Source organism: Sorangium sp. So ce726, from assembly GCF_051521405.1.
GTDB lineage: Bacteria > Myxococcota_A > Polyangia > Polyangiales > Polyangiaceae > Sorangium.
In genome coordinates, this window is record NZ_CP150349.1 from 8885110 (window position 1) to 8897264 (window position 12155).

Consider the following 12155-nt stretch of genomic DNA (forward strand, 5'->3'; position numbering starts at 1 on the left):
GTCGCTCCCCCGCCGCGGCCGTCACTTGCTATCACGGGCACAGGACGCGCTCATCCAGGGGGAGGCGCGGGCTTCGCTCCGGGCGCGCGAAGCTGTCGGGCGACCGCAGCACGTCGCCGAGGCGCGCGTCGGCCAGCGCCACGAGCGCGGCAGGCGCGGCGGGCAGCGGTCCGTCGCACGGGAGGGGCTGCACCATCGCGTAGACCATCGGACCGCGCTGGAGGAGGCTCTCGTACAGCGCGTGGCCGAAGACGAGCGCCGCGGCCTCGCCCCGCTGCACGGCGTCCCGCACCTCGCCGGCGCAGCGCTCCAGCTCGGAGGCATCGCCGAGGAGGGGCGCCGCGCGCGTGTCGGCGAGCAGCAGGAGCCCGCCCTCGTCGAGGAGCGCGAGCCCGTCCAGCTCGCGCGTGCGCGCCGGAGGGAGCGCCTCCGCGCCGGGATGGAGGCGCGCGGCGATCGCCCGGTGCTGGCGCGCGTGGAGCTCCGCCTTGGCGCGCGGGAAGGCGGCCCACACCAGCATGTTGAGGAAGTCGTGCCAGTTGCTGGGGCGCGTGGGCACGCAGCGCTCGACGTGGATGCGCGCGTCGTAGAGCGCCGAGGGGTCGACGGGCCCGCGCCGCCCGCGCCGACGAGGCCGCGGCTTTTGCTCCGCAAAGCGCACGGGGAACCCCTCGCCGAGCGCCCGGTTGTAGTCCTCGACCTGCGGCCAGCCGGCACACCTCGCGAACGCCTCGGCCAGGGGGCGGATGGGCCAGTAGAGCCGGCTCTTCTCGTAGAAGAGCGGCTCCCAGGGGACGGGGGTGCTCCCTGGCGCGCCGCTCGGGTGCGGCGCAGCTCGGCCGGCGGCGCTCACCCGGCGCAGGGTAGGAGCAGCGCGGCGAGAGCTCAAGCTGCGCGCAAGGCGGCGCCGACGCGCTGAGCGCGAGGCGGCGGCCACGCGCCGGGACCAGGCCGCCGGCCGCCCGGCAGGCATGCGGTGAACCGAGCGCACGGAGCGGGACAGCGGGGCGCCGGTATCCCGAGACTCCCTGTTTCAACTCACCCGGCTCCCCGGGATATCCATGCTTGCCCTCATACATCCATCACGCAACGAGAACTCGGCCCAAGCCTGGAATGATGGCTGTTTGCCATGGACGTGGTTGCGACGGATCTGCCCCCACGCCCGCCGCCCGCGTGTCATCCTGAGATAACGAGATGGCTCGCCTCGAGGACCGCCTGCCAGAGAACGCACCCGGCGATTACTTCGTCGACCGGTCGTGCATCGACTGCGACGTATGCCGCCAGCTCGCCCCCTCGGTGTTCGCGCGCGCCCCCGCCGTCGAGAAGAGCATCGTCGCTCGCCAGCCCGCGACGCCGGACGAGCACCTCCGCGCGGCCATGGCGCTGGTGTCGTGTCCGACCGCCTCCATCGGCACCGCCGCACCGGCGGCGGGGATGGCCGCCGCCACCTTCGCCTTCCCCGAGCCGATCGACGAGGATGTCTATTATTGCGGCTATACCTCGTCGTCCTCCTTTGGCGCGGCGAGCTACCTCATCCTGCGACCCGAGGGCAACGTGCTCGTCGACTCGCCCCGCGCCGCCAGGCCGCTCATGAAGCGCATCCGCGAGCTCGGCGGCGTCCGGACCCTGGTGCTCACCCACCGTGACGACGTCGCCGATCACCGGGTCTTCCGCGATACCTTCGGGTGCGATCGCGTGATCCACGAGGGCGACGTCGACGACGGAACAGCGCTCGCCGAGGTGAAGATCGGAGGGCTCGACCCCGTGGCCCTCGCGCCCGATCTCACGTTGATCCCCGTCCCGGGCCACACGCGGGGCAGCGTCGCGCTCCTCCTCCGGGACCGATACCTCTTCACCGGGGACCATCTCTGGTTCTCGGGCGAGCTCGGGCGACTCGACGCATCGCGCGACGTCTGCTGGCATTCCTGGGCGGAGCAGATCCGCTCGATGGAGCGCCTCCTCCAGCACCGGTTCACCTGGGTCCTGCCCGGCCACCTCCGCCGGTACCGCGCTCCCTCCGAGGACGCCATGCGCGCCGAGCTCGCCGAGCTCATCGATCGCATGAAGATGGCGTGACGCGCGGACAGGCACACGCGCGCCTCGACGTGCGCGCGGGCAGGCGCGCGCTTCGGCGAGCGGCCCGCCTCGGTCCGCCGGGCGCCGTGGTACGATCGCGTCCCTGATGACGCCGGACCTCATCGTTCGCGGGTTGCGCGTGATCACCGGGGGCGCCGTGCGGCCGGCCTCGGTGCACATCCAGGGCGGCACCATCGTCTCCGTCGCCGGCTACGACGAGCTGACGGAGGGCTGCCCCGTCGTGGACGCTCAGGGCGCGGCGGTGCTGCCCGGGCTGGTCGATGCGCACGTGCACATCAACGAGCCCGGGCGGACCGAATGGGAGGGCTTCGAGACGGCGACGCGCGCCGCGGCCGCGGGCGGCGTCACGTCGCTCGTCGACATGCCCCTCAACAGCATCCCGCCGACGACCACGGTCGCGCACCTCGAGAAGAAGGCGCGCGCGGCGGAGGGCCGGTGCCTCGTCGACGTGGGCTTCTGGGGCGGCGCCGTCCCGGGCAACGCGGGAGAGCTGGTCCCGCTGCTCGAGGCCGGCGCCCTCGGCTTCAAGTGCTTCATGGTCGACTCGGGCGTGGCGGAGTTCGGCCACGTCGCCGAGGCGGACCTCAGGGCCGCGCTCGAGGTGCTCGCGGGCACGGGGGCGCCGCTGCTCGTGCACGCCGAGCTCCCAGGCCCCATCGACGCGGCGCGCGCGGCGATCGCCGGCCTGGATCCGCGCACGTACGCCGCCTACCTGCGCTCGCGCCCGCGGGAGGCGGAGGACCAGGCGATCGCCCTGCTCGCGTCGCTCTGCCAGGCGACGGGCGCGGCGGCGCACGTGGTCCACCTCTCGTCGGCCACGGCGCTCGACATCCTGCGGCGGGCGCGCGACGGCGGCGCCGCGCTGTCCGCCGAGACGACGCCGCACTACCTGCACTTCGCCGCCGAGGAGATCCCGGACGGCGCGACGCCCTTCAAGTGCGCTCCGCCGATCCGGGAGCGGCAGAACCGCGAGGAGCTCTGGGCCGCGCTCGCGGGCGGCCTCATCGATTTTGTGGTCTCCGATCACTCCCCGTGCACCCCCGAGCTCAAGCGGCTTGAAGCCGGCGACTTCGACGCCGCCTGGGGCGGGATCTCGAGCCTGCAGCTCGGCCTGTCGATCGTCTGGACCGACGCCCGCCGCCGGGGCATCCCGCTCGAGCGGCTCGCGGACTGGCTGTGCCGCGGGCCCGCGAGGCTCGCCGGATTGCGCCGCAAGGGGGAGATCGCGCGAGGGTTCGACGCCGATCTCGTGATCTGGGATCCCGACGCGAGCTTCCGGGTCGAGCCGCCGATCCTCCAGCACCGGCACAAGGTGACGCCTTACGCCGGGGAGGAGCTTCACGGCGTCGTCCAGGCTACCTACCTTCGCGGCGAGAAGGTCTATGAGCGCGGGAGCTTCCCCGCGGAGGTGAGAGGGCGATGGCTGAAGCGAGAGGGGTGACGGGGCCGGCGTTCGCGGAGGCGCTCGATCTGGCCTCGGAGCGCCTGGGCGGCGCGGTGCTCGCGGCGAACGACGAGTTCTTCGCGCCGAAGGAGAACCTGCTCAAGGCAGGGAAAGCGGTGTTCCTGGAGCACGAGTACACCGATCGCGGGAAGTGGATGGATGGCTGGGAGACGCGCAGGCGCCGGACTCCCGGGTTCGACTGGTGCCTCGTCCGGCTGGGGCTGCCAGGGATCCTCCGCGGGGTCATCGTCGATACGGCGTTCTTCCGGGGCAATTACCCCGAGCACTGCTCCATCGAGGCGTGCGCGGCGCGGCCCGACGCGCGGGTCGAGGACTTGCTCGACCCGCGGACACACTGGGTCGAGATCCTGCCGCGCTCGCCGCTGGCCGGCGACTCGCAGAACGCGTTCGAGCTGAGCTGCGCTTCGCGGTTCACGCACCTCCGCCTGAACATCTACCCGGATGGCGGCGTGGCGCGGCTCCGGGTGCACGGCGACGCCCTCCCCGACATTCGCCGGCAGGGCCGCCCAGGCGCGGAGCTCGACCTCGCGGCCGCGGAGAACGGCGGGCGCGTGCTCTCGTGCAGCGACATGTTCTTCGGGGTGCGCCACAACCTCATCATGCCCGGCCGGGCGGCGAACATGGGAGAGGGCTGGGAGACGCGGCGGCGGAGGGGGCCCGGGTACGACTGGGCGCTCGTGGCGCTCGCGGCTCAGGGCGAGATCGCGCGGATCGAGGTCGACACGAACCACTTCAAGGGCAATTACCCCGACAGCTGCATGATCGAGGGGATCGACGCGGCGGGGCGCTCCGCGGCGGAGCTCGCCGGCGCGGGCGAGTGGCGGGAGATCGTGCCGCGGACGAAGCTCCAGGCGCACACGCGTCATCTCTTCGAGGAAGAGCTCCGCGCGACGGGGCCATTCACGCACGTGCGCCTGAACATCTATCCTGACGGCGGCGTGAGCCGGCTCCGCATCTTCGGTAACGCGACCCGGAGCGGGGCGGCCGAGCAGCGGCTCCGCTGGCTCAACGCGCTGACGGAGCCGGAGGCCGAGGCGGAGCTCCGCGTGGCGTGCGGCTCGTCGGCGTGGGCGTCGCAGATGGCGGCGGCGCGGCCGTTCCGCGATGAAGGGCACCTCTCCGCGGCGGCGGGGCAGGCCTTTGCGCGGCTCGCGCCGGAGGACTGGCTCGAGGCGTTCCGCGCGCACCCCCGCATCGGGGAGACCAGGCCGCAGGCGGAGGCCGCGGAGGCGAGCGCGACAGCGAGGCGCTTCTCCAGCCAGGAACAGGCGGGGATGAGCGCCGCGGCAGTGGATACGCGGGAAGCGCTCGCGCGCTTGAATCGCGTCTATGACGAGAAATTCGGGTTCATCTACATCGTCTGCGCCACCGGGAAGAGCGCGGACGAGATGCTGGAGGCGCTGCGCGCGCGGCTCGAGCACACGCCAGAGCAGGAGCTGCCCATCGCCGCGGACGAGCAGCGGAAGATCACGGCGATCCGGCTGAAGAAGCTCTTGTGGGGCGGATAGAGCCCCGGGGCGCGGCCCACGAGGAGGGAGCGCGCCGGGCGAAGGGAGCGCCGGCGCGTCGGGAGTCGGGGCGATCGGGTGTCCGAGCGTGGGGCGCTCAGCGCGAGAGCTGGCCTCGCAGCGCGCCGTCGGGGAAATCGGCGGTGCGCACGGCGACGTAATACCTCTCCGGATCGCCGAGCAACGCGCTCAGGTCGTCGCGGGCCGCGCTCACGCAGCCGCTGGAGCTGCCGCCGGTCGGCGGCATCAGCGTGATGATCCCGCGGCCCGCGCGGCCGATGGGGCCCTCGTGGATGCGCGCCGCGATCGCCGGCGCGATGCCCGCCACCGCGAGGTCGAAGCAGATCTCGCCGCGGTCGAGATCGAGCGTGACGCGGGCCGCGCCGCTCCCCTTCGGATCGCCGGGGCCGGGCACTTCGTCTTGCCCCGTGAGCGCCGCCGTGAGCAAGCGGACCGGGCGCTCAGGCAACGCCGCGCGCGCCAGCGCCGTCGCGAGGAGGACGGCGCCCAGCGCGAGCATCGTGAGGTGCTGCATGTCTCCCTCCTGCACATCACGGGGATGTGCAATTCGAGGGCGCCACAAAGAGCAAGGACGACGCCGCCCACACGCCACAGGCCGCCCCGCACGTCGGTCGATCGCGGGGGCGGCGAGGGGGCCGCGACGGACACGGCGACTCGCCCCGATCGCCAAGGCGCGCTGGAGAGAGATAGAGGCGGACAGCGGACCCGGATCAGCACACGACGCGGGGAATCGACGTCACCTGCCGGAGGTCGCAAGGCGGCCCCTGCTCCACGCGGGCGGACAGGCCGCAGGCGCAGCCAGAGCAGCGGCGGAGGCATCCGCATGAGCACGCCCGGTCCGTCGCGGGCGGGGGCTCAGGGTTGACGACGAGTCCGCCTTCTGCCAGGAGACGGACGCGCGCGAGGCGCGCGGAGCGCACGGCGGAGGCACACGATGAGCACAGAGATCTCGAAGACCGACAACGACGACTGGACCATGCCCAAGCTCATCGCGCTCGCGTTCACGACGCTCCTCGTGGCCTTCTCGGTCATCTACCTCATCTCTCCCTGAACGGCGCCCGTTCGCCCGTTCCCCGGCGCGCGCCGGCCCCACGAAGGGCGGCGTGCGCTATAGCTTCCTGACGCAGCGCACGCCGAGCGCGTCCGTCACATCGGTCGGGTCCCAGCCGGTCCGCAAGCGCGCGGAGAGGTCCTCCGGTTGAGGCTGCCACCAGCTGCCGCCGCGGATCACCCGCGCGGAGCCGCGCTCGACGTTCGCGCAATCGCGGCACGGCTGGGGGTACGTCCCCTCGAAGTCCAGGGTCCACTCCCACACGTTCCCCGCGAGGTCGGCCTGCCCCCACCGGCCATCACCCCTCGGCGATTTCGCTCCGACGGCGGCGCTGCCCGTCACGTCGAACACGGCGTAGGTCGAGTTCGGAAACGCGTTGCCCCACGGATACGCCCGCTGCTCGCTCCCGCCAGCCGACGCGTAGTCCCACTCCGCCTCTGTCGGGAGCCGCCCGCCGTCCCAGGCGCAGAAGGCGAACGCGACGAACCAGCTCACGCAGCTGATCGGCTTGAGCTCGTTCCCGCCAGCGTCGTCAGTCCACGAGTGCAATCCCGGGTTGCACTTCAAGTCCTCCCTCAGCGCGGCCTGGCTCGCGGGCAGACGGGAGTCCCACGCCGCGTCCCAGCCGCTCCGCATGATCGCCGGGTGAGCTCCAGCGCCGGCTGCGGGTCGGCTCGCGGGATACGCCTCGACGAACTTGCGGAACCGTCCGACGGTGACCTCGTAGCGATCCAGGCGCAGGTCGCTCACCTCTGCCGGATACGCCGAGTCGTTGCTCCGGTCGTAACTGCCGCCCGGAACGCGCAGGCTCGCGCAGCAGGGCTGGTTCCGCTCCAGCCCGCAGGTCTCGCCCGCCCCGGTCTCGCCCAGGCGGCAGCTCGACGGCAGGATGCACCGGCCCGCGCCGCACCAACCAGCGCATCCGGCAAGGCTCCACCGCCCGTCGCTGCCGCACACCTCGATGAGATCGCCGGCGCACCGGGACTCGTCGGGAGAACACTCGACAGGGGTCCCCCCGCCCCCGCCTGCGTCACCGCCGCCGGCCTCACCGCCGCCAGCCGCTGCGCCGCCGGCCTCGCCGCCGCCCGTCGCACCGCCACCTGTCGCGCCACCGCCAGTCGCACCGCCACCCGTCGCGCTGCTGCCAGCCCCGCCGCCACCGACCGCCATGCCCGACCCACCACCTGCTCCACCGCCAGCGGCGCCAGCGCCGCCGTCGTCATCGACGAAGCTCCGCGCCTTCTGCTCGCACCCCGGCCCGAGCGCGGCCATCGCGACGGCCAGCCAGCCAGCGCTGCGCCGGCGATCCCGAGCTTCACCCGAACGAATTCGTAGAGCGCCCACAGTTCACCCTCACAGTCGCCCACCGCCGGGCACCCGCCATCGTATCATGTGGGACACCTCCTTCACCCCGCCTGGCCGTCGACCTCGCGGCGCCTCCGGGCGCACCACGGACGGCAGGCGCACGCGTCGCGCTCGCCGCGCGGGACGGCGCTCTCGCGCGGACGCGCGCTCAGCTGCCTCGGTACGTGGTGTAGCCGTGAGGGCTGAGCAGCAGCGGGACGTGATGGTGCTGCGCCGGGTCCCGGATCTCGAAGAGGATCGACACCGTGGGATAGAAGCTCTCGCATCCGAGCGCCGCGTAATAGGCGCCTGTGTGGAAGGTGAGACGGTAGCAGCCCTGGAGGGGCCGTTCGCCGGGCGGCAGCAGCCCCTTCTGCCGGCCGTCGCCGTCGGTCGTGCCCCGTCCGACCTCCCGGTAGCCACCGCCGTCGTCGACCTCCAGCACCACCAGCACGCCGCTCGCCGGGCAGCCCCGTGACGTGTCCAGCACGTGCGTCGTGATCGCGCTCATCGGTCCTCCTCGCCGCTCGGGCCCTCCGCGGTGCGGGCCATTCCGGTGCTCTCCTATCACGCGCTCCGGCGCGCCACGATGACTTGAAAGGATCGGCCTCTGAGCTCGTCCGGCGTGAGGCCGGTCCTCTCCGCCGCCTCGCCCTCCGTCATCGCCCCCGCGCCGATCGCGCGCAGGAAGAAGCCCAGGAGCCCCTGCCCCGTCGCGGCGTCGTCGAACACGGTCCCGGCGACGGTCGCCTGGGCGGCCCGCTCGACGAAGCTCCGCAGCCGCGCGGCGGCCGCATCGACGCCCTCCAGGAAGAACGCGTACGTGGCGGCGTAGCGGACCGGCAGCTCCGCGGGGTGGAGGTCCCAGCCCTGGTAGTAGCCGCTCTCGAGCGCGCGGCGAACCTGCCCGTACTTCAGCCGCCATGCGCCCACGACCGCGCGACGGTTCTCCTCGCTCTGCTGCGGCGTGAGCGGCGCGCCGCCTGAGCGCGCGCGGTGCGGGCCGACGGGCAGGAGGTTGCTCGCGCCGTCGGAGAGCCAGAGCCCCGAGCCGGCCAGCGCGACCTGCATCACGTGCCGCGCGAAATCGCACGCCGGGTGGGCGAGGTGCTGATGGGCGGCCGTGATCTCGCAGCTCGCCGTGTAGTCATAGGCGCCGAAGTGCGCCGCCACGCACCGCCCGCGGGCCGCCTCGACCAGCCCGGGCAGCGCGATCTCCCCGCGCGGGCCGATGATCGACGCCGGCGTCTCGACCATCAGCTCGATGCGGATCGAGCCGGCCGGCAGCCGCAGCGCGCCCTCGAGCGCGTCGAGGGCGTCGGCCAAGGCGGAGACCTGCTCGGGCGCGACCACCTTCGGCAGCGTCACCGCGAAGGCGGGCGGGAGCGCGCCGCCCGACGCGGCGACGAGCGCGGAGAAGAAGACGTCGAGCGTCCTCAGGCTCCGCTCGGCGCACCCGTCGCCGAGCGGCTTGATCCTGATCCCGAGGAACGGAGGCAGGCTGCGCGCGGCCATGCCGAGGGCGACCTCGCGCGCCGCGGCCGCGGCGTGCGCGTCCTCCTCGCTCCCGGGGCGCACGCCGTAACCGTCCTCGAAATCGATGCGCAGGTCCTCCACGGGCTCACGGCGGAGCTTGTCGAGCACGCGCGCGTGCACCGCGTGCGCGAGCCGCGCAGCCCCGGAGGCGCCCTCGGCCGCGCCTCCGCCCGCCTCGATCGCGGCCGCGAGCGCGAGGGCGTCGGCCCGCCCCTCCGGGAGCCCCTCGGCCCCCGGCAGGCCGATCGCCCGCGCGAAGGCGGCGAAATCGGGCGCGTGCTCCTCGACGGCGCGGAGCGCCACCGCCCCGAGCTTCCGGGCCGTGTCGGCCTTGAACAGGTGGGCGCCGCCGTAGACGGTGTGGACCGGCTGGCGCGCGCCGGTGTGGTCGAAGACAGAACGCCCGCTGCGGAGGCGCGAGAGCGCGCCGCGCAGCGCTTCGGAGGAGAGGCTCGTCTGGAACATGGTGTGCCTTCAGCGGGTAGGGCGCACACGAGATGCCGCCTGACTCGGCACGTCAAGTGGCGCTCGCGCTCCTCGCGAGGAGGCGCCATGCTGCGACCCGCGCCGCTCGAGCGGGCGCGAGGAGCGCCGCGCGCGGGGGCGGCGGCGCTGGCGAGGGCGGCGGCCCCGGCGCCGCCGTTGCGCGCGCAGCGCTCGGGGTGTATCCGTCGTTGGAGGACTTGAATCCATGATGAGACGCCGAGACTTTCTTCGCGCCACCCTGGTGACCGCTGGTTCGGTGGTCGTGCCAACTGCCTGCTCCGATGATGGGGACGCCATCGGCACATGCGACGTGCACGAGGATGACGGGTTCTTCCCGCAGTCGGTGGCCTCCGGCGACCCGAGGCACGATAGCGTCGTGCTGTGGACCCGGCTCATCGATAGCAAGCAACCGCAGTCGGATCTCACCCTGGCGCTCGTGGTCGCGCTCGACGAGGGGTTCACGCAGCTCGTGGTGCTCACAGCGAGCTCCGACAACGTGGCCACGGTGGGATCGGACAGCACGCAGCTCCGCGTGACCGCCCGGGCGGAGTTCGATCACTGCGTCAAGATCAAGGTGAACGGCCTGAGCCCCGGCACCACGTACTATTACCGCTTCTACTACATGACAGGAGAGGGCTGCGTCAGCTCGCGCGTCGGGCGGACGCGGACGGCGCCCGCGCCGGGCGCGGACGTGCCGGTGCGCTTCGCCTTCGTGTCCGGCCAGGACTACATCGGTCGCTACTACAACGCTTATGTGGCCCTGGCGAAAGAGGAGCTCGACTTCATCGTTCACCTCGGGGGCTATGTCTACGAGACGACCGGGAACCCGAGCCTCCAGGCCGCCCCGGGGCAGCGCAGCATCTCGTTCTCCGACGTGGACGGCGCCATCGCGTTCCAGCCGGCGGAGGGCGCGGCCTACCACGCCGCCAAGTCGCTGAGCAATTACCGGGAGCTCTACAAGGCGTACCGGTCCGACCCGGCGCTGCAGAGGGTACACGAGCTCTTTCCCATGATCGCTGTCTGGGGCGATCACGAGTTCTCCGACGATTGCCACGGCGCGACGGCGGCCTATCTGGACGGCCGAGAGCCGGAGACGGACGAATACCGGCGCAAGGCGGCGAACCAGGCCTGGTTCGAGTACATGCCGGCCGAATACCCGAATGATCCGAAGGGCGACGAGTTCCGCTACGACAGCGCGGTCGAGTACCCGGACGATATCACCATCTACCGGGACTTCCCGTTCGGGAAGCACGTCCACCTCGTGATGACGGATCTCCGCTCTTACCGCGCGGATCACATGATCCCGGAGGAGGCCTTTCCGGGAAAGGTCGTCGTTCAGCAGGCGGAGCTCGATAACGAGTTCACCCCGGAAGAGGTCGCTGCGTTGTCCCGCTACGGGAGCCGCTACATCGGGGACATCGACGGCAGCGCGTGGATGGACTACAAGGACGCGCTGGGGATCGCCGCTCCCCTGTTCGGCTTTGACCCGCTCCTCGGGTTCGCTCAGAACGAGACGCCGCGCCCCATCAGCGCTATCGTCGTCAACGAGATAGTGGCGAAGCTGAACGAGCAGAGGCCCGACACCGAACAGGTGCCCCTCATCAGCGCAAGCGAGATGAGCTTCATGGACGTCGGGCTCGCCTACGCCGATCTCGGAAAGTCGGATTATCACAGCGCATTCGGGTCCCGTTACTTCGTCGTCAAGGAGCCATTCGACGCGATCTCGACGATTGCTCTCAAGGCCGACGCGGCCCGCGGGGTCGTCATGGGAGACGCGCAGAGAGCCTGGTTCCAGAAGACGATGGAGGACTCCAAGAGCACCTGGAAGGTATGGGGGAACGAATACCGCCTTTCACAGCTCGTCGTCGCCCACACCACGGAGCCTGCGGAGCCCGAGCAGGAGTCGCTGACCCGGCACTTCTACCTGAGCTGTGACGGCTGGGACGGCTTCGGTAAGGAGCGGGACGAGCTCATCGAGATGCTCGCCGCGGTCGAGGGCAACGTGGTGTCGATCACCGGCGATCTCGGCGCCTTCCTCGCAGGGACACCGGCTGTAGAGGGCGCCACGTCCACGACCAAGATCGTGGAATTCGGGGGCGCCGCGATCTCGTCGGCCACGTACCGCTCGGTGCTGACGAAGCAGCTGGCGAGCCATCCGACGCTGAAAGACGCCCCGGAGATGGAGGACATCGACGGCAGCATGAAGGCGGCCAATCCGTACCTCGCGTTCAGCAACGCCACGAGCAACGGGTTCTGTATCGTCGAGGCGAATGCCGACGAGTTCGTCGTGAGCATGCACATGATCCCGGAAGACGCGCTCGCCGCCCCGATGTACGACGAAGCCGGCGCGGCGGCGCTCGACCGGCAGATCACGATCGCGCGGTACAAGACGTTGGCGGCCGAGTCCGAGCTGTACTGGGACGACAATGGCACCTGGAAGCAGATCCCGGGCACTCCAAGCTAGGACGTAGGATCCATCGGCCAAGCTGGTCGGCCGGAGCTGCCGACCAGCCTGGCCGTCGGCACACAGCTCTGGGCACGAGCGACGGCCGGCCTGTAGCGGGGTGCAGATTCGTGTGATGCGGGCTCAGCCGCCAGGCAGGCGAGTGAGGCGTACGAAAGTACGCCGCAGCGAGCCGAACGACGC

At 71.9% G+C, this 12155-nt stretch carries 9 protein-coding genes; 4 read left to right on the forward strand and 5 right to left on the reverse strand.

Translation table 11 applies throughout. The features are described 5' to 3' along the window. Positions 1 to 31: 31 nt before the first annotated feature. Positions 32 to 853 (reverse strand): DUF3025 domain-containing protein, encoded by an 822-nt coding sequence (locus WME79_RS32855; RefSeq protein ID WP_437522886.1) that lies wholly within the window; start codon positions 851 to 853, stop codon positions 32 to 34. 341 nt (positions 854 to 1194) lie between these two features. On the opposite strand from WME79_RS32855, the gene WME79_RS32860 reads away from it, so the two are divergent. The 3 genes from WME79_RS32860 (at position 1195) to WME79_RS32870 (ending at position 5070) form a co-directional block, all read left to right on the forward strand. Then, complete coding sequence (locus WME79_RS32860; protein WP_437522888.1) at positions 1195 to 2076, forward strand: MBL fold metallo-hydrolase; 882 nt, start codon at positions 1195 to 1197, stop codon at positions 2074 to 2076. Between the two features lie 106 nt (positions 2077 to 2182). Next, positions 2183 to 3538: an allantoinase AllB gene (allB, locus tag WME79_RS32865; RefSeq protein ID WP_437522890.1), complete on the forward strand. Its 1356-nt coding sequence runs from the start codon at positions 2183 to 2185 to the stop codon at positions 3536 to 3538. Next, entirely contained in the window at positions 3517 to 5070 is a 1554-nt protein-coding gene (locus tag WME79_RS32870) for an allantoicase (RefSeq protein WP_437522892.1), read from the forward strand. Before allB ends, WME79_RS32870 begins: the two co-directional genes overlap by 22 nt. A gap of 97 nt (positions 5071 to 5167) precedes the next feature. Here WME79_RS32870 and WME79_RS32875 read toward each other — a convergent pair whose 3' ends face one another. The 4 genes from WME79_RS32875 to WME79_RS32890 form a co-directional block, all read right to left on the reverse strand. Continuing rightward, complete coding sequence (locus WME79_RS32875; RefSeq protein WP_437522894.1) at positions 5168 to 5605, reverse strand: CHRD domain-containing protein; 438 nt, start codon at positions 5603 to 5605, stop codon at positions 5168 to 5170. A gap of 594 nt (positions 5606 to 6199) precedes the next feature. Further along, positions 6200 to 7414 carry a formylglycine-generating enzyme family protein gene (locus WME79_RS32880; RefSeq protein ID WP_437522896.1) on the reverse strand — a complete coding sequence of 405 codons (1215 nt, stop codon included), beginning with the start codon at positions 7412 to 7414 and terminating at the stop codon, positions 6200 to 6202. Positions 7415 to 7655: 241 nt separating this feature from the next. Further along, positions 7656 to 7997 carry a hydroxyisourate hydrolase gene (gene uraH, locus WME79_RS32885; protein WP_437522897.1) on the reverse strand — a complete coding sequence of 114 codons (342 nt, stop codon included), beginning with the start codon at positions 7995 to 7997 and terminating at the stop codon, positions 7656 to 7658. Positions 7998 to 8053: 56 nt separating this feature from the next. Continuing rightward, positions 8054 to 9487, reverse strand: coding sequence for a DUF6986 family protein (locus WME79_RS32890; RefSeq protein WP_437522899.1), 1434 nt, complete (start codon positions 9485 to 9487; stop codon positions 8054 to 8056). A 226-nt stretch (positions 9488 to 9713) separates the two neighbouring features. Here WME79_RS32890 and WME79_RS32895 point away from each other — a divergent pair, with 226 nt between their 5' ends. Further along, a complete protein-coding gene (locus WME79_RS32895; protein WP_437522901.1) occupies positions 9714 to 11972 on the forward strand; it encodes an alkaline phosphatase D family protein in 2259 nt (752 codons plus the stop codon). Positions 11973 to 12155 lie beyond the last annotated feature (183 nt).